The organism is Melittangium boletus DSM 14713, assembly GCF_002305855.1.
In the GTDB taxonomy this organism is placed as follows: domain Bacteria; phylum Myxococcota; class Myxococcia; order Myxococcales; family Myxococcaceae; genus Cystobacter; species Cystobacter boletus.
The window spans coordinates 3,719,789-3,738,420 of sequence record NZ_CP022163.1 but is presented as its reverse complement, the minus strand read 5'-3'; the positions used below and the strand labels follow the sequence as shown (position 1 = coordinate 3,738,420).

Annotated in this window: 18 protein-coding genes; 11 read left to right on the top strand and 7 right to left on the bottom strand. The window is 68.9% G+C overall.

Annotation, left to right across the window (positions count from 1 at the left end; genetic code table 11):
• Window positions 1-310 precede the first annotated feature (310 nt).
• A complete protein-coding gene (locus MEBOL_RS41165) occupies window positions 311-820 on the top strand; it encodes a hypothetical protein (RefSeq protein WP_157775012.1) in 510 nt (169 codons plus the stop codon).
• Between the two features lie 6 nt (window positions 821-826).
• On the top strand, window positions 827-1,564 hold the full coding sequence (locus MEBOL_RS41160) for a hypothetical protein (protein ID WP_157775010.1): 738 nt from the start codon (window positions 827-829) through the stop codon (window positions 1,562-1,564).
• 98 nt (window positions 1,565-1,662) lie between these two features.
• Here MEBOL_RS41160 and nrfD read toward each other — a convergent pair whose 3' ends face one another.
• From nrfD to fdh, 3 genes are read right to left on the bottom strand one after another with little or no spacing between them, the layout of a single operon-like run.
• Window positions 1,663-2,781, bottom strand: a complete 1,119-nt coding sequence (gene nrfD / locus MEBOL_RS15795; protein ID WP_095978214.1) for an NrfD/PsrC family molybdoenzyme membrane anchor subunit — start codon at window positions 2,779-2,781, stop codon at window positions 1,663-1,665.
• Window positions 2,778-3,575, bottom strand: a complete 798-nt coding sequence (locus tag MEBOL_RS15790; protein ID WP_095978213.1) for a 4Fe-4S dicluster domain-containing protein — start codon at window positions 3,573-3,575, stop codon at window positions 2,778-2,780. Before MEBOL_RS15790 ends, nrfD begins: the two co-directional genes overlap by 4 nt.
• A 6-nt stretch (window positions 3,576-3,581) precedes the next feature.
• Window positions 3,582-6,875 carry a formate dehydrogenase gene (fdh, locus tag MEBOL_RS15785; protein WP_218920912.1) on the bottom strand — a complete coding sequence of 1,098 codons (3,294 nt, stop codon included), beginning with the start codon at window positions 6,873-6,875 and terminating at the stop codon, window positions 3,582-3,584.
• Between the two features lie 197 nt (window positions 6,876-7,072).
• Between fdh and MEBOL_RS15775 the strand changes: the two genes are divergently transcribed.
• Genes MEBOL_RS15775 through MEBOL_RS15745 form a run of 7 tightly spaced genes read left to right on the top strand, consistent with a single transcriptional unit; the run spans window position 7,073 to window position 11,276 of the window.
• Window positions 7,073-7,552, top strand: a complete 480-nt coding sequence (locus MEBOL_RS15775) for a Na+/H+ antiporter subunit E (RefSeq protein ID WP_095978210.1) — start codon at window positions 7,073-7,075, stop codon at window positions 7,550-7,552.
• Window positions 7,549-7,800 (top strand): monovalent cation/H+ antiporter complex subunit F, encoded by a 252-nt coding sequence (locus MEBOL_RS15770; RefSeq protein ID WP_218920911.1) that lies wholly within the window; start codon window positions 7,549-7,551, stop codon window positions 7,798-7,800. The genes MEBOL_RS15775 and MEBOL_RS15770 overlap by 4 nt, the downstream gene beginning before the upstream one ends.
• Window positions 7,797-8,114: a cation:proton antiporter gene (locus MEBOL_RS15765; protein WP_095978209.1), complete on the top strand. Its 318-nt coding sequence runs from the start codon at window positions 7,797-7,799 to the stop codon at window positions 8,112-8,114. The genes MEBOL_RS15770 and MEBOL_RS15765 overlap by 4 nt, the downstream gene beginning before the upstream one ends.
• Window positions 8,111-8,350: a Na(+)/H(+) antiporter subunit B gene (locus MEBOL_RS15760; RefSeq protein WP_095978208.1), complete on the top strand. Its 240-nt coding sequence runs from the start codon at window positions 8,111-8,113 to the stop codon at window positions 8,348-8,350. The genes MEBOL_RS15765 and MEBOL_RS15760 overlap by 4 nt, the downstream gene beginning before the upstream one ends.
• Complete coding sequence (locus MEBOL_RS15755) at window positions 8,347-9,114, top strand: MnhB domain-containing protein (RefSeq protein WP_095978207.1); 768 nt, start codon at window positions 8,347-8,349, stop codon at window positions 9,112-9,114. The genes MEBOL_RS15760 and MEBOL_RS15755 overlap by 4 nt, the downstream gene beginning before the upstream one ends.
• The gene (locus MEBOL_RS15750) at window positions 9,111-9,455 is read left to right on the top strand and encodes a sodium:proton antiporter (RefSeq protein WP_095978206.1); all 345 of its coding nucleotides are present in this window, start codon (window positions 9,111-9,113) and stop codon (window positions 9,453-9,455) included. Before MEBOL_RS15755 ends, MEBOL_RS15750 begins: the two co-directional genes overlap by 4 nt.
• Window positions 9,456-9,461: 6 nt before the next feature.
• Window positions 9,462-11,276, top strand: coding sequence for a complex I subunit 5 family protein (locus MEBOL_RS15745; RefSeq protein WP_218920910.1), 1,815 nt, complete (start codon window positions 9,462-9,464; stop codon window positions 11,274-11,276).
• 15 nt (window positions 11,277-11,291) lie between these two features.
• Here MEBOL_RS15745 and MEBOL_RS15740 read toward each other — a convergent pair whose 3' ends face one another.
• The 4 genes from MEBOL_RS15740 to MEBOL_RS15725 all read right to left on the bottom strand — a co-directional run bounded on the left by MEBOL_RS15740 (window position 11,292) and on the right by MEBOL_RS15725 (window position 14,919).
• Complete coding sequence (locus MEBOL_RS15740) at window positions 11,292-12,446, bottom strand: phospholipase D-like domain-containing protein (RefSeq protein WP_095978205.1); 1,155 nt, start codon at window positions 12,444-12,446, stop codon at window positions 11,292-11,294.
• 60 nt (window positions 12,447-12,506) lie between these two features.
• Window positions 12,507-13,028, bottom strand: a complete 522-nt coding sequence (locus tag MEBOL_RS15735; RefSeq protein WP_095978204.1) for a DUF1440 domain-containing protein — start codon at window positions 13,026-13,028, stop codon at window positions 12,507-12,509.
• Between the two features lie 118 nt (window positions 13,029-13,146).
• Window positions 13,147-13,707, bottom strand: coding sequence for a hypothetical protein (locus MEBOL_RS15730; protein WP_095978203.1), 561 nt, complete (start codon window positions 13,705-13,707; stop codon window positions 13,147-13,149).
• A 3-nt stretch (window positions 13,708-13,710) separates the two neighbouring features.
• Window positions 13,711-14,919, bottom strand: a complete 1,209-nt coding sequence (locus MEBOL_RS15725; RefSeq protein ID WP_095978202.1) for an XRE family transcriptional regulator — start codon at window positions 14,917-14,919, stop codon at window positions 13,711-13,713.
• Window positions 14,920-15,262: 343 nt separating this feature from the next.
• Between MEBOL_RS15725 and MEBOL_RS15720 the strand changes: the two genes are divergently transcribed.
• Together MEBOL_RS15720 and MEBOL_RS15715 are read left to right on the top strand one after the other, a co-directional pair.
• Window positions 15,263-17,242 (top strand): hypothetical protein, encoded by a 1,980-nt coding sequence (locus tag MEBOL_RS15720; protein WP_095978201.1) that lies wholly within the window; start codon window positions 15,263-15,265, stop codon window positions 17,240-17,242.
• On the top strand, window positions 17,239-18,588 hold the full coding sequence (locus MEBOL_RS15715) for a hypothetical protein (protein WP_095978200.1): 1,350 nt from the start codon (window positions 17,239-17,241) through the stop codon (window positions 18,586-18,588). Before MEBOL_RS15720 ends, MEBOL_RS15715 begins: the two co-directional genes overlap by 4 nt.
• The last annotated feature ends 44 nt before the right edge of the window (window positions 18,589-18,632 follow it).

The window sequence follows — 18,632 nt, the reverse complement described above, 5'->3', positions numbered from 1 at the left end:
GATCTACGTGCCAAGGGCATGCTTCCTTGCCTGCCGTGGCGCTGTCAGACCGCATGGTAATATTAGGTGACCGATGGCTGGCGCCCTTTCCGCAGAGCACATCCCAGCACTCATCCAGCTCATTTGCAGCTGGGCCGCAGAACGGGATGAGGTACTAACACCCACGCGGCTCGTGAAGTTCTTGTACCTCGCCGATCTTTATTACGCCCGCCGGATGGGAGGCGTCACATTGACGGGATGGACATGGAGGTTCGTTCATTTTGGACCTTACTGTTCCGAGTCATTAGGGGCTATCGACCAAGCTGTCTCCATGAGGTTGATCGATAAGAACTCCTACGAGTCAAAGTATTCCGGCGACGATAGGCATGTGTATCGGGGTCGTCGCCTGAAGTCCGAGCCACCAGTCGAGCGTCTACTCGACTCAATGGCCACGTATGTGAGTTCTGCGCTGAAATCTGCCGTACGTAAATGGTCTGACGACACAGCGGGCCTTCTGACCCATGTCTACTTCGAAACCGAACCGATGCAGCAGATCGAGCCGGGTGATGTCTTGGACTTTCGGAAGGCGCAGGCCCCTCAAAAGGTTGTTCCAGTACCTGCCATGAAGCTTTCCGCGAAGAAAATGCAACAGGCGCGCGAGGCGCTTAGCTCGCTCCGCCGCCGGACCCTTGAGGCGCCGACGAAAACCCCTGCGGACACAGGACCCTACGACGATGCTTTTCTTCACGCGCTTGAGCATGAAGATGTAAGCGAGGGAGGTGCTTCCTTCTCGGGTGTTACCGCGTTTGGTGATTTGCGGCAGCCGGAAATCGAGGATTAACGCGGCATGGGACTTACGACGCTCATCGGCCCCTTCTACAAACCCTTGAATGAGCGAACGTTCCGGCAGGCTCCCTCGCTTGGGCAACTTGCGTGGGTCCCGGTCCCCGCCTATCCACCAATTCCCCAAATTTTGGATGTTGAGCGGGATAATCCCCGAGGACACGAGTCAGCGCGTGCCACCGTCCGAAATGTGACCAGGGATGATTTCAAGAAAAGGCGAGGACTTCCTGTCTATAAGCTACAACTTGCCGATAATGAAGAACTCATGGTCCAGAAAGCGAAACGACGACTAGCCATCGTCATTGCTCCACTGGGAACTGCGTTCGACGATGTCGATCCACTCTTGAGACAAGCCGGGAAAAAGCACCTCCAGGAACGGAATGTGCTGGTCGCGCCACTCTATGGAATTCAGTCGGAGAACCATCCCACTGGCTTTCCTGAGTTGATGCGGCATCGAATTGATGCTTTGCTCTATAGCCAATTCTTTTTCTGCCCAGCGAATAGCAGTCCAATCGTCTATGATGGCGTTGCGCGCCTGGATCGACTGTTTCCCGTAGTTCCGAAAGATCCAGCCGCTTATGACCCTTTACCGCTGGCGCTTTCTGATGATGCGCTTCCCGTTTTATTGGCCCTACTTCGGCTCCGTTTTGGCTCTAAAAGCGAGCCAGAGATCGATGTAATGAGAGAACTGCTCGTCGACACCATCCCCGAGCAGTTTCGCCCATCATCATCCAAGGGTTGATTCATCGGCCCTTGCCCATAGTGCGTACTCCGCATGGTTTCCATTCGTGGAAGCCGTGGCGTATCAGCCACGTACGGAGCTTGGTCTCGCGGTGGATATCAGCGCACCACGGGCAGGGGAAAGCGCAGCGGCTTGCCGTCCGAGGCGTGGGTGTGTGCCGTGACCTCCGCCGCGCCCAGGCCCTGGCGCTGGGATTGGAAGGTGGCCTGGGCATCCCTCGACGACACCTTGCCCGCGTGGAACACCGCGAAGCGGGTGAGGAGCGCTCCCACCGTGCCGAGCAGCGCCGCGGCCCGCGCCGTCCCGGGGCGCCGTCCCGGCCACAGGCCCAGCACGAGCGACGCCGCGGTGCACACCCGCGCCGCCTTCCACATCGCCCCCGTGCGTCCCTGTTTCAAGGGCAGGGCCACCTGCTCCACGCGCGAGGCATCCCGCTGGACCGCGCGCTCCGCGAGGAGCGTGGCCACCTGGCCCAGGGTGCTGAACGCGTGGAGCACCTTGTCCTCGCGCGGCGGGTGGGGCAGCAGCCGCAGGAGGCTCCCGGCGCCCGCCACCGAGGAGGCCATGAACAGGAGCGGCAGCGTCTTGTGCACGGACTGCCACAGGGGCACCGCCGTGTTGGTGATGAGGACCGCCGTGTACCCCGCGAGCGGCATGCCCAGCAGCCCTCCGCCGATCGCCGCCCCATCGCCCACGCGCCCGAGCCAGCCCTTCTGGCGCGAGAGGAGCACGGACAGGGTGTTCATCGCCCCCGAGCCGGAGAGGATCCACGTGCCCAGGCTCATGGGGGAGGTGGGGCGGAAGACGCGCAGCATGTTCAGGAAGCGCTTGGGCCGGCCCAGGTCGTGAATGAGCAGCCCCGCGCTCACCATGTCCCCCACCGCGCCCACCCACCGGCAGCGCTGGCCGAGGGGCTTCAAGGACTCGCCGCCCACCAGCTCCACCGCCACCCCGAGCACGCTCGCCGCGCCCGCCGTGCCGCCCACGTAGAAGTAGAGCGGCACGCTCCAGATCCACACCGGCGCCTTGAGCACGGGCTGGCCGTAGTAGCTCGGCGCGTCGGCGGAGGCCGCGCCCGATTGCGTGGGACGGGTATGCAACGGCTCCCGTCCGGCGTCCGGCCCGTCCAGCGTCTTCACCCGCTGCTGCGCGCCCTCGCCCGAGAGCGTGCCCAGGCGGGGATCGATGTTGCGCCCATCGCTCCGCGTCCCGCTCATGCGCGTCCCTCCCGTCCGAACAGCACCGCCCCGAGCGCCAGCGCCGCCATGCCCAGCGCGCCCCAGCCCGCCATCCTCCAGGACTCCCGGCCCTTCATCGTCGGCACCACCGGGTCGGGCGGCAGGTTGTAGACCTCGGGCTTGTCCACGAGCAGGAAGAAGGCATTGAGCCCGCCCGTGCCCGGCTGGTTGTCCGCGTCCGCGCCGTACAGGTACGCCGCTTCCCACCCCTTCTCGTGCAGGGCCTTCACCCGCAGCTGGGCCCTGTCGCGCAGCTCGTCCACGTCGCCGAACTGGATGGACGCCGTGGGGCACGCCTTGGCGCACGCGGGCGTCATGTCCTCGCCCAGCCGGTCGTAGCAGAGCGTGCACTTCCACGCGCGGCCGTCGTCCTCGCGCCGGTCGATGACGCCGAAGGGACACGCCGCCACGCAGTAGCCGCAGCCGTTGCACACGTCCGGCTGCACGTACACGGTGTCGAACTCGGTGCGGATGATGGCGCCCGTGGGGCACGCCTCCAGGCACCCGGCCCGCTGGCAGTGCTTGCACACGTCCGAGCTCATCAACCACGAGAAGTCGAGGAGCCCCACCGTCTGGCCCGGCATGGGCACCGGCCGCTCCACGAAGGCCACGTGCCGCCAGGTCGAGGCGCCCAGGTGCCCCGTGTTGTCGTACGACATGCCCGTGAGCCGGAAGCCGTCATCCGGCAACTGGTTCCATTGCTTGCATGCCACCTCGCAGGCCTTGCACCCGATGCACAGCGTGGTGTCCGTGAAGAAGCCCTTCTGTCCCATGGCGCGTCACTCCTCCTGCGCGGGTTGATCCTCGGGCGGCCCCACGTCTTCCTGATCCCTGGGCAGCTCCACCACGCCCGGCGGCAGCGGCGGCGGCGTCCAGCCCATGGCCGCGCGCCGCCCCAGGCTCCGGCGTCCCGGGAGGATGGCGCACGTGAGCACCTTGGACTCCTGGATGGACACGTTTGGATCCGCCGAGAAGGGCGTGAGCTCGTTCGCGCTCTCGCCCGTCACCCGTCCCGCGTAGCTCCAGTGGTAGGGCATGCCAATCTGGTGCACGCGTCGATCGCCGATGCGCAGCGGCCGGAAGCGCTCCGTCACCAGCACCCGGCACTCCAGCTCGCCGCGCGCGCTCGTCACCGTGCACCAGCCCCCGTTCTCCAGCTCCACCTCCTCCGCCAGCTCCGGAGACACCTCCACGAACATCTCCGGCTGCAGCTCGCTCAGCCAGGACAGCCACCGGGACATGCCGCCCGCCGTGTGGTGCTCGGTGAGCCGGTAGGTGGTGAGCACGTGCGGATAGCGCGGATCCCCCCAGGCCCGGTGCGCGGGGTTGTCGCGGCGCCGGTACTCGGAGCGCGCCGGGTTGCACTGCTGCCCGTAGAGGAAGTTCGGCACGGGCGACTCCAGCGGCTCGTAGTGCGTGGGCAGGGGCCCATCCATCATGCCGCTCGGCGCGAAGAGCCAGCCCTTTCCGTCCGCCTGCATGATGAAGGGATCCGTCCCCGCCAGCGTGTCCACCCCCCGCGTGTCCTTCGAGGGGCAGTACGAGGGCGGCCGATCCTCGATGAAGTCGGGCACGTCCTCGCCCGTCCAGCGCCCCAGGCCCTCGTCCCACCAGACGTACTTCTTGCGCTCGCTCCAGGGCCGGCCCTCGGGGTCCGCCGACGCGCGGTTGTAGAGCAGCCGCCGGTTGGCGGGCCATGCCCAGCCCCACTCGGGCGCCACCCACGTCTGCTCCCTGCCCGGCTTGCGGCGCGCGGCCTGGTTCACCCCGTCCGCGTACACCCCCGAGTAGATCCAACAGCCGCACGCCGTGCCGCCATCGTCCGCGAGCTCCTTGAAGCCCTTCACCGGCGCGCCGTCCGCCACCCGGTACCCGCTGATCTCCCGGAGCACCGCCTCGGCGTCGGGCTCCTGCTTCTCGCCCTTCGTGGGGTAGTCCCAGGTGAGCGCCTGAATGGGCCGGTCCTTCTCCTCGGTCGAGTCCGAGTACAGCTTCTTGAGCCGCACGCCCAGGTCGTGGACGAAGTGCAGATCGCTCCGGGCCTCGCCGATGGGCTCCACGGCCTTGTGGCGCCATTGCACCAGGCGCTGGGTGTTGGTGTACGAGCCCTCCTTCTCCGTGTGCGCCGCGCAGGGGAAGAAGAACACCTCCGTCTGGATGTCCTCGGGCCGCACGTCGCCGCGCACCACCTCCGGGGCGGTGCGCCAGAACTCGGCCGTCTCCGTGAGGGTGAGATCTCCCACCACGAGCCAGTCGAGCTTGTGCAGTGCCTTGCGTTGCAGGGCGCCATTCATGGAGCCCACGGCGGGGTTCTCCCCCAGCACGAAGTAGCCCTTCACCTTGCCGTCGGCCATGTCGGCCACGGTCGTCATGTGCGAGTGGTCTCCCGTGAGCTTGGGCAGCCACTGGAAGCCGTAGTCGTTGTGCTTCGTGGCGGCGTCGCCGTAGTACGCCTTGAGCAGCGAGGTGATGTACTTGGGGAAGTTGCTCCACCAGGCGCTGGCCGACTCGTTGTTGTGCACGTACTGGTCGAAGCGCTGGGCGTCCGGCGCGTGCGGCATGGGGATGTAGCCGGGCAGCAGGTTGTAGAGCGTGGGGATGTCGCTCGAGCCCTGGATGGTGGCGTGGCCGCGCAAGGCCATGATGCCGCCGCCGGGCCGGCCCATGTTGCCGAGCAAGAGCTGGATGATGGCCGCCGTGCGGATGTACTGCACCCCCACCGAGTGCTGCGTCCAGCCCACCGCGTAGCAGAAGGCGCTCGTGCGCTCGCGGCCCGAGTTGTCACACAAAGCCTTGGCCACCTGGAGGAACAGCTCCTCGGGCACGCCGCAGATGCGTGAGACGACCGCGGGCGTGTAGCGCGCGAAGTGCCGCTTGAGCACCTGGAAGACGCAGCGCGGGTGCTGGAGCGTCTTGTCGTTGTGGACCTCGGTGATGTGCTTGCCCCGCACCCGGCCGTGGCCTCCCGCGCCGGGCTCGGCGAAGATCTCCTTGTGGCCCGCCGCGGGTACCACGCCGTCCAGGCCCTCGTACTGCCAGGAGTGCGGCTGGTACTTGCCCGTCTCGGGGTCATAGCCGCTGAAGAGCCCGTCCAACTCCTCGGTGTCCTGGAACTCCTCGCGCAGGATGGCGGGCGCGTTGGTGTAGTGCACCACGTAGTCGTGGAAATAGCGCTCGTTCTCCAGGATGTAGTGGACCAGTCCTCCGAGGAACGCGATGTCCGTGCCCACGCGGATGGGCACGTGCAGGTCCGCCACCGCGCTCGTGCGGCTGTAGCGCGGGTCCACGTGGATGACCTTGGCGCCGCGCTCACGCGCCTCCATCACCCACTGGAAACCCACCGGGTGACACTCCGCCATGTTGCTGCCCTGGATGAGGATGCAATCGGAGTTCACCAGGTCCTGCTGGAAGTTGGTGGCACCGCCTCGGCCGAACGAGATCCCCAGACCGGGGATCGTGGAGGAGTGTCATATTCGAGCCTGGTTCTCGACCTGGACGATGCCGAGGCCCGCCGTGAAGAGCTTCTTGAGGAGGTAGTTCTCCTCGTTGTCCAGGGTGGCCCCGCCCAGGTGCGCGATGCCCAGGGTGCGGTTGACCACTTCCCCCTTGTCCGTCTTCTCCTGCCACGTGGCGTCGCGCGTCTTCTTCACGCGCTCGGCGACCATGTCCATGGCCTTGTGCAGCGGAATGCGCTCCCACTGCGCGGCGCCCGGGCGCCGGTAGAGCACGGTGTGCACGCGGTGCGTGCCGGTGACGAGCTGGAAGGTGGCGCTGCCCTTGGGGCACAGCCGGCCGCGCGAGATGGGCGAGTCCTCATCGCCCTCGATGTCGAGGATCTTCCCGTCCTTCACATAGACGCGCTGGCCACAGCCCACGGCGCAGTAGGGGCAGATGGACTGGACGACCTTGTCCGCCCGGGCGGTGCGTGGCTCGAGCGCCTCGCTGCGCTCGGTCATCGCCGTGCGGCCCAATCCGAGTGCGTCCTTCTGACGCAGCTGCCGCAGGAGGGGCCAGCGAGACAGGCGCTTGAGGATTCCCAAGGTGCACCTTCCGGGTGGGCGGTGGCGACTCATTCACGATGGCCATGGGCGGGAGCGCCGGGGAGTGGTCCACGAGATGGACTCCTCTGTCCGGAGGGAGTTGACGGGGAGACAAGCGCCGGGCGCGATGTTCGTCGCCGGACGCGCCAACACGTCGGGGCACGAGAGGTCGATGGGGTTCGGCACCGGGGGGTGCAGGCTGTCCGGGCTGGGTGAACACGAGGAGCCGTATGCGGCATGCGGTGACGTGGCTGGCCTGGGTGCTGCTTCTGTGGGGAGTGTGGGTGCTGCTCAATCTGTCCGCCCTGTCGGCGGCGGAGTGGGGCGTGGGCGGCGTGTGCGCGGGACTGGCGGCGGGAGTGGCCACGGCCCTGCATGCCCAGGGGTTGTTGCGCATGCGGCCCCGGCTCGGCTGGCTGCGCTTCACCGGCCGCCTGCTGCGGCACACGGTGCTGGACACGGGCACGGTGCTGGCCGAGGTGGTGCGGCGTCTGGCGGGAAGGCCCTCGCGCGCGGCGTTTCGCACCTATTCCTTTCCCGCGCGGGGGCGGGATGCGCGGAGCGTGGCGCGCAAGGTGCTGGCCACCACCGCCCTGTCGCTGCCGCCCAACGCCTTCGTCATCGACTTCGACGAGGAAGGGGATCGCGTGCTCGTGCACGAGCTGGTCGCCAGGCCGCGCCCGGATGATCACTGGAGGCACCTGCTGTGACGGCCTGGGAATGGGCGGCGTCCGGGCTGCTCGTGGCGCTCATGCCCTGTGGCGTGCTGTGCGTGCGCGCGAGGACGATGGACCGGCTGGTGGGACTGCAACTGGCCACCACGCTCACCACGCTCCTGCTGTTGGTGCTCGCGCGGGTGTACCAGCGCGCCATCTACTTCGACATCGCCCTGGTGCTGGCGGTGCTGTCCTTTCCCGGCGGACTCCTCTTCGTGAGGCTCCTGGAGCGGCGCTCATGAAGGCGTGGGGGGTGGTCGCGCTGCTGGTGCTCGGTGTGGGGGTGCAGTGGCTGTGCGCGTGGGGGCTGCTCGTGTTGCGCGGCCCCTTCGAGCGGCTGCACCTGCTGGGCCCCGCCAATGGCCTCGGGGCGCTGGCGATCGTGGTGGCGGTGGCGCTGGACACGCCCGCGAAGGAGGGCGGGGTGAAGGCCCTGCTGGTGGGCGGCGTGTTGGTGCTGTTGAGCCCGGTGCTCACCCACGCGGTGGGCCGGGCGGCGGTGCTGCACGAGCGCTCGTCCCGCTCTTCGCCAGACGACCCCGGGGTGGAGCCATGAACGTCTTCCGCGCGGTGCTGCTGCTCATGGTGGGGTTGGCGGGCACGGGGGTGGTGCTCAGCCGCGACCCCGTCCAGCAGGCCATGGCCACGGGTTACCTGGGGCTCCTGCTCACGGTGCTCTTCGTCGTCTTCCAAGCGCCCGACGTGGCGCTCTCCCAGGTGGTGGTGGGCGTGGTGGCCCTGCCGCTGATGATCGTGCTCACCGTGGCGCGGGTCCGCCGGAGCCGGAAATGAACCCACGTGCGCGTGGTGCCCTCTTCGGCGTGGGCGCGGTGGGCCTGGGGTTGTCGTTGCTGGCGGCCGTGCGGGGGCTGCCCGCGATGGACCAGGGGCACTCGGCGTATGGCGACGCCGTCAACGCCACCACCGTGCCCCTGCGCCAGACGGTGAACGCCGTGGCGGCGGTGACGTTCGACTACCGGGGCTTCGACACCCTGGGCGAGGAGTTCATCCTCTTCGCCGCCGTCATGGGCGTCACCCTGCTGCTGCGCGAGCGGCGGACCGAGGAGGACTCCGGCTTGCGGGGCGGGATGCGCGTGGGCGCCGAGCCGCCGGGCACCACCGACGCGCTGCGGGTGTGGACGCTCGCGCAGGTGGCGCCGGGGCTGCTGTTGGGCCTGTACGTGGTGGTGCATGGCCACCTGTCGCCCGGCGGAGGCTTCCAGGGCGGCGTGGTACTCGCCGGGGCGGCGGCGCTGGTCTTCCTGGCGGGCGCGTCGTGGCGCACGCGGCGGCTCAACCCCATGGCCCTGCTGGATGGACTGGAGGGGCTGGGCGTGGCGGGCTTCGCCGGCGTGGGGCTGCTCGGGATGCTGCTCGCGGGCCAGGAGTTCCTGCGCAACGTGCTGCCCCTGGGGACTCGCGGTGAGCTGCCGTCCGCCGGGCAGGTGCCGCTGCTCAACGGGTTCGTGGGGCTGGCCGTGTCCGCCGGCATCATCCTCATCCTCGCGGAATTGCTCGACCAGACACTCGTCGATCGGAGGAAGGGAGACGCATGACGCACCTGCCCTATTACGTGGCCGTGTGGCTGTTGCTCGTGGGCCTTTACGGCGTCGTGAGCAGTCGCAATCTCATCCACCTGGTGGTGTGCCTGGCGGTGATGGAGGCCTCGACCTACCTGGTGCTCCTGGGCGTGGGCACGCGTGAGCATGCCACCGCGCCCATCCTCCACGGCACGGCCCCGGACGCGGTGTTCGTGGACCCCATCGTCCAGGCGCTCACGCTCACGGATGTCGTCGTGGGCGCGACCGTCTCCTCGCTCCTGCTGTCCCTGGCGATGCTGGCCCACCATCACTTCGGCTCGCTCGACCCCGGACGCATGTGCGTCCTCAAGAGATAGGCTCCGGTGTCTCCCGCCCTGCCCGTCGTCCTGCCCCTGCTGGCCGCCGCGCTCCTGTCCGCGCTCGGCAGGTGGATGCCCCGCCGCCTCCTCGACACGCTGGCGCTGCTCACCACGGGCACGGTGGCGGTGGGGTGTGGTTCCCTCGTGCGCGCCTCGTCCCAGGCCCCGATCGTCTACTGGTTCGGCGGCTGGCGGGTGCACGACGGGGTGGCGCTCGGCATCAGCTTCACCGTGGACCCCCTGGGCGCGGGTCTGGCCACGCTGGTGGCCGCGCTGTGCACCCTGTCGCTCGCCTTCGCGTGGCATTACTTCGACTCGGCGGGCCACCTCTTCCACGTGCTGATGCTGCTGTTCTGCGCGGCCATGGTGGGCTTCTGTCTCACGGGCGATCTCTTCAACCTCTTCGTCTTCTTCGAGCTGATGGGCGTCTGCGCCTACGCGCTCACCGGTTTCAAGGTCGAGGAGCCCGAGGCCATTCAAGGCGCCTTCAACTTCGCGGTGACGAACTCGGCGGGCGGGGTGTTCATCCTGCTGGGCATCGGCCTGCTCTACGGCCGCACGGGGCAGCTCAACCTGGCGGCGCTGGGCCAGGCGCTCGCCGCGGGCCCCCTGGACGCGCTCGTGGGGTGCGCCTTCGCGCTGCTCGTGGTGGGCCTGGGGACGAAGGCCGCGCTGGTGCCCTTCCACTTCTGGCTGGCGGACGCGCACGCGGTGGCGCCCACGCCCGTGTGCGCGCTCTTCTCCGGGGTGATGGTGGAGCTGGGCCTGTATGGGCTCGCGCGCGTGTACTGGACCGTCTTCGCGCCCGCGCTCGGGGCGCACGCGGCGGCGGTGCGCGGAGTGCTCGTGGGCGTGGGCGTGCTCACCGCCGTCGTCGGCGCGCTGATGGCCTTCCAGCAGCACCACCTCAAGCGCCAGCTCGCTTTCTCCACGGTGAGTCACATGGGCCTGGCGCTCATCGGCGTGGGGCTCTTGTCGGGCAAGGGCCTCGCGGGGGCGGCGCTGTACGTGCTGGCGCATGCCCCGGTGAAGGCGGCGCTCTTCCTGGGAGTGGGCGTGCTGCTCGACCGGTACCGGAGCGTGGGCGAGGCGACCCTCTGGCGCCGGGGCCGCGAGCTGCCCTGGCTGGGGGCGTGCTTCGCGCTCGGGGGATGGGGGCTCGCTGGGGCACCGCTGCTGGGCACGATGCCGGGCAAGGCGGCGCTCGAGGAGGCCGCGACGCAGGCGCATCTGCCCTGGCTGTCCGGGGTGTTGCTCTTCGCGGGCGTCCTCACCGGCGCGGGCGTGCTGCGCGCCACCGCGCGCGTCTTCCTCGGCTGGGGCGGGCCGGGGCCGCGCGAGGCGCAGGACGCGCGGGCGGATGCCCTGGCGCCCGAGGAGTCCCAGGAGGCGCCGCGGACGCGGTGGGCGATGGGCGCGGTGGTGGGGCTGCTCACGCTGGCGGGCATGGTGCCGGGGTGGGTGCCCCACCTGGGCGCATGGGTGGAGGCGGAGGCGGTGCGTTTCGTGGAGCCGTCGGCCTACGCGGCGCGGGTGCTGCGCGGCGAGGTGCGGCCGGTGCCCGCGTCCGCGCGGCCAGTGGAGGTGGGGGGAGAGGCGCTGGCCCTGGGTGGGGGCTCGGTGTTGGCGGCCCTGGCGCTGGTCTGGGCGGTGCTCCGGCGCTCCCGGTCGCCGGACGGCGGTGGCTTGAGGCGGGTGCTGCGGGCGGCGCTGGCTCCCTTGCGCGATGCGCACTCGGGACACGTGGGTGACTACGTGGCGTGGTGGGTGGCCGGAGCCGCGGCGCTCGGTGGCTCGCTGCTCGTCCTGCTGCGTTGAGGCCGTGGGGGCGGCTCATTCGAAGCGGTCGAACAGCCACCAGAGCGCGCGCCGTATTCCGGACACGAGGGTGTAGGCCCCATGGACGTGGAGCACCTCGCGCGAGTGGCCGAGGTCCTCCTGGAACGTCCGCGCGAGCGCCGCGTTGAGGCCCGGGTCGTCCGCCACGAACGAGCCCTCCTCCAGGACGTTGAGCGACAGCGGGTCCAGGTTCGTGGAGCCGATGACGCCGCGCCGCTCGTCCACCACGGCCGTCTTCGCGTGCATCATCGTGGGTTGGTACTCCCAGACGCGCACGCCGTGGCGCAGCAGGGGCCGGTACGTGGAGCGCTGCGCCGCGCGGGCCAGGGCCACGTCGTTGATGGGGCCGGGCAGCAGCACGCGCACGTCCACCCCCGAGCGCCGCAGCCGGAGCAATTGGCGCATGAAGGCGTCGTTGATGGCGAAATAGCCGCTGGAGATCCACAGCCGCCGCCGGGCGGAGTCGAAGACCTGTTCCAGCATGCGCTCGGAGGGCTCGGCGCCGGGACGGGCGAGGCTCTGCACGAAGGCGGCCGGGGCGGGGCCGTCGGGCTCGAGCCGGGGAAAGCTGTCGGGTGGCAGGGGCTCGCCCCCGGCGCGCTGCCAGTCGCGCGAGAAGGCCGCCTGCATCTGCGCCAGGGCGGCCGGACCCTGGACGCGCACGTTGGTGTCGCGCCACTCGCGCCACGCATCCGCGATGCCCCAGCCCCCCGTGAGCCCCGAGCGCCCGTCCACCACGAGCAGCTTGCGGTGGTTGCGCATGAGCAGCCGGAAGGGATGTGCCACCCGGGGCGGATGGAAGCGCCGGACCTCGCAGCCCGCGCGCTCCAGTCGGGGCCGCACCTCGCGCTCGAAACCTGTTCCGCCGCCGAACGCGTCCACGAGGATCCGGCACGCCACGCCCTCGCGCGCCCGCGCCGCCAGGGCCCGCACGAGCCGGTCGGACACCTCGCCTGGGCTCCAGATGTACATGCACAGGTGGATGCTCACGCGCGCCCGGGCGATCTCCTCCTCCATGACATCGAAGACGCGGCCGTCACACACCAGCTCCACCCGGTGCCCGGGCAGCAGCCGCAAGGTCTCCGAGGAGGGATCGGCCTCATCGGGGACGAGCGCGCGCGGAATGTCCGGCTGGAGGGGGCCCCGCACCAGGGGGATGGCCCCGAGGGGGGCGTGTCGCAGCGAGCCGGCCCGGGTGACGAACGCCCTTCACGTCAGTGCGCGGCGCAGGATGCGGTAGGAGCCCTCGGTGACGCCGCCATAGGCCAGGTGCGCCATGAGCGCGCTCAAATGCGTGCCCGCGGGCGTCTGGCGCGGCGTGGGGCCGAGCTTGAGGGCGGGCACGAGGAGTTCATCCCCGAAGAGGAACAGGCCCAGGCCGAACCCGAGGCCGAAGCGTCTGCCCGTCCGGGGCAGGAAGCGGTGAAGCGCGCCATAGAGGGCGCCCCAGACGGTGCCGTAGCCGTAGTGCACCACGTCTCCGGCGCGCTTGCGTTGCCTGGCGCTCAGCCGGATGCCGAGGGGCCGGAGCACCGCCACCGCCGTCTTGACCGTGGAGGGCTCACCCTGGAGGAAGGCCTTCCATTGGGCCTCGCGCTTCATCTTCCAGGGCAGCTTCTTCATCGTGCCGCGCAGGGCATAGCCCATGAGCCACGAGGCGAGCGCGCCTCCCGCCGCGCCACAGAGGATGTCGAGGAGCGGCGAAGTCGAGCGACGGCTGACACGGGCCATGGGGTCCTCCAGGGTGGAGCCGGCAGACGGGGGCCGGAATGGTCCTCAAGGTGTGCATGGCCAGGGGACGCCGCGTCCCGGTGCGAGGCCTCGGAGGCAGGCCGCCTGCTCGCCAGGCTCAGTCGTTGGACAGGTGTTCCTCGTACCAGTCCCGGCTCGGATCATTCCGGGGCGGCGCGAACCGGGCCTTCGAGCGGAGGGTCCTCAAGACCTCGCGGACCCTGTCCGGACTCAACCCCAAGCGCTCCGATGCGCGGCGGATCAGCTCCAGCGTGGCCTGGAGTTCGAGCGCGGGATACAGCCGTTGGAAGACCTCGCGCACCTTGCCGTCATCCGAGAGCAGGGGCAGGGCGAGTGCGCCCGCCAGGGCCACGGCTTTCGCATCGACGTCGGTGAGCCACACCGCCGCGCCGACGAAGGCGTCCTCGAAGGATGCTCCCAGGTCGGCGGGCTCGGGTGGCAGGACACGGCCCGCTTGCTCGAGTGCGCTCCAGTCACAGACGAGGCGCGTGGGCTGGCCCTCCTCATCCGGGGGCCCTCGGAGGTATTGAGCCTCCTGCTTCACCTCGGGATGAAGAATCAGCGTCCAATCCAAGGCGTGGAGGAAGTCGGAGGCGCGGTCCGTGGCCAACAGGTTGAGGGCCGAGCACGCATCGGCGACGACGACGCGGATGGGCATTCCCTACTCCGTGCTTCCAGCCTGGAGGACGTCCTCACCCAGATCGAGGACGAGCTTTCCTCCCTCGGCTTCCTCGACCTGCTGCGCGAGATACCGGTCGCGTGCGGTGACGCGATCGCAGTGCAGATAGCGCGCGAGTTCTCCTTCGGACAGCAACTCCTGTGCATGGGCCTCGAAGGCCATCCGCTCATACCTCGCGGGAAGCCAGCGCTCGAAGGAGTCCCTCACGGGTGTCACCTCCATCCGCCGCGGCGCTTCCCTGGGCTGGAAGTGGCGTTCGCGGAGTCTGGCGTAGGTGCCCTGGGGCAGCAGTCGCAATTCCTCCAGGCGCAGCGTCATGGCCTGGAAGGACACCTCATGGAATCGCGCCATGGCGATGAGATCCGCGGGCGAGAAGTGCGCGCCCTTGTCCCGGAGGTGCTCGGCGAAGCGGCGGCGCACCCCGGTGGCGGGCATGAGGAACTCCGCCGCGAGCGCTTCGCTGAATTGTTCCGCGGGGTCGCGTGGGTGCTCCACCTGGAGCGGCAGCACATCCCCCGCTTCCCGATCCCGCAGGAAGTGCCCCAACTCATGGAGGAGGGACCATCGCCTGCGCTCCAGGGGATGGAGCCGGTTGATCGCGACGCAGGCGCCCATCACGTCGCTCCAGAGGAAGATGGCGGCCACGTCCGAGGGCAGTGGGAGCTTGAAGATGCGCAAGCCCGCTTCCAACTCCAGGAGGGACTCGAGTTGAGACACGGGCCCATCGCCCAGGTCGAGGTGTCTGCGCAGGAATGCCGCCGCGTCCTGACCCGCGAGCTGGGGAGCGAGGTGCACGGACGTGGAGGCGCGATAGGCGGTGACCGCTTCCAGGGGCGCTGGCGTCCGGGTGATGGAGAGGACCTGCTCCAGCTCGACATACTGCCGTCCGAGGGCCTTGAGTCGTTCAACCGCCGCGTCGACGGCCGCGTTCCGGGCGAACCGAGGGGCCATGCGGAAGCGGGGCGCCGCGTCCGCGACAACGGTGTGCTCACGCAGCAACTCGTTCACGGTCACCGAGAGCTCCTGCGCGAGTTTGATCAACTCGGCGTTGCTCGGGCGCCGCTCGCCCTTCTCCATGGCGACCAGGGTCGTCCGGGCCACGCCGAGGGCCTCGGCCAGCTCCGCCTGCGTCTTGTTCCGCCGCTTGCGCGCCTGGGTGAGCCGCTCACCGAGTCTCTGGGATGAGATCATTGGATCTGTTCGCTTTCGAGGGGACCGTGCGATGAGCTGCGAAGGTCCCCTCCAGGTGAGCACCGCTCGTGCCACGTGGAATGGCCCAGGAACTCGCTGGCGCGTCAGCGGTCGGGTCGACGCAGGGTTCTCCCTGGAGATGGACTCACCCCCTTCATCTCCTCCGACAATGTCGGGGCCACTGCCTCATGGTAACGGCCGGAATCGACTTTGTCGACTCCAGGCAGGCCAGCCCTCATGAGTGATGGTTCCAAGTCCTTGAAATGACGGAGGTTGATGTTCTCGCGCCGAAGCGAAGGCGCGATGATCGGGCTTTTCCTTCGTTCGAGGCCTGGGAGAGAGGATGAGCGCGGAAGCCATGAGGAGAGGAGTGGCGCTGCTGGTGGCGGTGTGGGCGACGGGGTGCCTGACGCTGGAGCCGGCGGTGGGGCTGGAGGAGGGCCGGGTGACGGTGTGCGGAGGGAGGAGTGCGCCGGAGGGGTGGCCCGGGGAGGCGGAGGGGGAGGAGTTGCTGGGGCCGTTTCTGGAGTGTGGAGGGCCCGGGGACTTCGTGGAGATGCAGGGAGGGGTGGACATGCCCCGGGTGGTGGGGAGGCTGGACGAGTGGAGGGCGGTGAGGCTGGGAGCACTGGGGCCGGTGAGGGAGGACGCGGCGGGAGTGCTCAACGGAAAGAGAGCGGGGTTTCTACGCCAGGCGAGTGAGAGGTACGGAGCGGCGGCGGAGGTGCTGGCGCTCTACGTGCTGCACACGGCGACGGACGAGGACGTGAAGGAGGTGCTGAGGAGGCTGGCGAGGGAGAAGGTGTTGGGGGAGACGGTGGGGCACATGCCGTGGGTGAGGGAGGAGTTGGAGGGGAGGGGAATGAGGCTGGGGGAGTACCGGGAGAGGGAGGAGAGGGCGGGGGACGTGGCGAGGGGTATGGGGAGGGTGGCGAGAGATGCGTGGGCGAGCACGCAGATGGGAGACGGGGCGAGGTACGTGGAGTTGACGTGGCTGAGGGGGCAGTTGCCGCCGGAGTACCAGAGGGCGATGGACGAGGTGGAGAGGGGGCAGATGGAGAGGCACTTCGAGCCGGGGAGCGTGGCGAGGGGGAGCTTCGACGCGCTGACGTTTGGAGTGCCGTTGGGTTTCCACGGCTTGGTGGAGGGGACGGCGGAGGGAGCGAAGTCGCTGGCGAGGGGAGAGTACGAGAGGGCGACGAGGGAGTTGGCGCCGGCGGTGTTGATGGCGGTGATGTACGCGGGGGGGAAGGCGGTGAGGGCGGGAGGAAGCGTGGGGGAGAGGGTGAAGGCGCTCCAGGAGGTGAGGAGGAGGCTGGAGGAGAAGATGGGGGTGGAGGGGCTGAGGGAGTTGGGGAGGGAGATACAGGGGAGCCGGGAGGCGGGGAGGATGGTGGCGGTGGGGGGAGTGGAAGCGGCGGTGGTGCTGCACGAGGCGAGGGGAGAGGTGGGGAGGGCGAGGGCGTGGAGGGCGCAGGCGCACGGCGAGAAGGCGGGGAAGACGCCGGGGGGAGGAGTGGAGGGGAGGCCCGGGGTGGGAGTGGCGGGGCTGGTGGACGAGGGGGTGGGGCTGACGGCGGAGGTGGTGGAAGCGAAGTGGGCGCTGGTGGAGGTGGAGGTAGAGGGGGCGAGGCTGACGAGGGACGCGGGGGTGTTGGAGAAGAGGAGGCCGGTGCTCGACGAGCCGCCACGAGGAGCCCAGGGCAACCCGCGCTGGGAGGAGTACGTGGCGTATTACGAGAAGAGGTTGGGGGAGGTGAAGGAGGGGAGGGCGGAGAAGGGGCCGTTGAAGTGGGAGGCGTATGAGCCGATGAGGGGGTGGTTCGCGAGGGGGCTGGCCTTCGAGCGAGCGATGGTGGAGAGGTTGAGGGCGGACGCGGTGCTGCCGAGGGCGGAGAGGAAGTACCTGGGGGACTTCGAGAGGCCGAGAGTCGAGACGTACGTGGGGGTGTGGAAGCCGAAGGCGGGGCTGCGCTTCGCGGACGTGCTGGTCATCGAGGAGCAGGCGCCCACGGCCGGACTGCCGCCCCGAGTGGAGACGTTCAGCTTCAAGAGCCGCAATCTCGCGGGGTTGAAACGCAGTGCTCTGAGAACCCAGATGGTCGCGGACGCGAGCGAGGCCCTGGCCTATTACGGTGAGGAGTTGGTCATCCGTCGGCCCTCCCTCAAGTCCTTGGTGGAGGGGCGCCGCGAAGTGTCCATCGAACGGGTTCGCCTCATCTACGAAGGCGGCGTACTCAAGCCCTTGGATGGACGGATGTTGAAGGCGGTCGTGGATGAGATCAAGGCGACGGCTCCGGGAGTGGGGGTGTTGTTTCAATGAAGGCGCTGGAGTTTCACGATCTGCAAGTGGAGGACCGTCTCCTGCTTTCTTTTGAAGGCGCCTTTGAGCCTGGAGCCGAACTGGCGCACGAGCTGGAACCTTTTTTTCAAGCGCTCGAGGCGTACTCCGATGGATGGATGCCGGATGTCGTCGAGGGCAAGCGCCGACGCAAATACACGCGCGCCGCCATCTGGAAGGCCTTGGAGGAGAAGCGCCACGCGCGAGGGACCTCCCTAGGGCTCTACCGGACGAAGTGGCCCGCGCTGGACCTGTGGCCCAGGGTTCACTTGCCGCCGCTTTCTCCTTCGCTAGCCATTCTGCTGGAGGTGCAACCGCTCTCCCTGTTCGCGGACGAGGCGCGGTGCCAGAAGTTGGTGGAGATGGTCCGCGCATGGGCGTTGCGCTATCCGGTGTCCCACGTCTCGGCCCACAGTTTGGCTGACGATCAATTGGCTGGTGCTCCTGGCTTTGGTCGTGACGACGAGACTCGGCGCCGCGACGGATTCGACCAGGTGTACGAGGTGTCGTGGCTGAACGTGTTCGGGAGGGAGTTGGTGGAGAAGGTGGGACGGGAGCGGGTGCTGAGCACGCCGGCGCACCGGGTGGAGGAGTTGCCCAACGGAGCGGTGCTGGTGGTGTTGAGGCCGACGGTGGCGGACTTCGCGAGTGAAGAGGCGAGGGAAGCCCAGGCGAGGGCGCACGTGCACCTGAGGCCGGAGTTGGACTTGGACACCGTGCGGAGCGCCTTGCGCGAGCGCAGCGCGAGGCTCGCGCCGGTGGAGCCGCGCTTCCACCCGGATGTGGCGGCGCTGGTGGAGCGGGTGGTTGCGCTGGAGCCCTTGAGCGAGCGACAGGTGAGAATCGCGCACTTCAACGCCTGGAAGCCGCCGGAGCCCGAGGAGTGGCTACCGGTGAGCGCGGCGCTGCCCTCGGACGTGACGGACGTGGCGGAGGCGGTCGATGCCTACGACGACCTGTCGGAGCGTCTGGTGGCGCTGCTGCACACGAAGGTGCCGTCGGTATTCGACGCGACGCCGGAGTCGCTGACGGACGTGGATGAGCAGTTCTGGGTGGAGTACTTCCCGGGGATGTTCGAGCGGGAGAAAATCGACGAGCACGCGGTGCCGGCGATAGGGGCGTACCTGGGCCAGGTGTTGGTGAAGCACCTGGGGGGAGAGTGGATACCGCGGAGGAAGTTGCAGGAGGCCCAGGTGCGAGTGGGCGAGCGGGTGTGGCTGCCCTTCGTGAGGGCCTGGCGCTACATGCGCGAGCGCGAGTCGGTGCTGGACTACTCGCTCACCCAACTCTACCGAGCCGCCGCCCGAGGCCGAGGGAGAGGGGAATAGACTGCCGCGTTTCAGGGGGGCGGAAACCGCTCCGGGAAACGGGG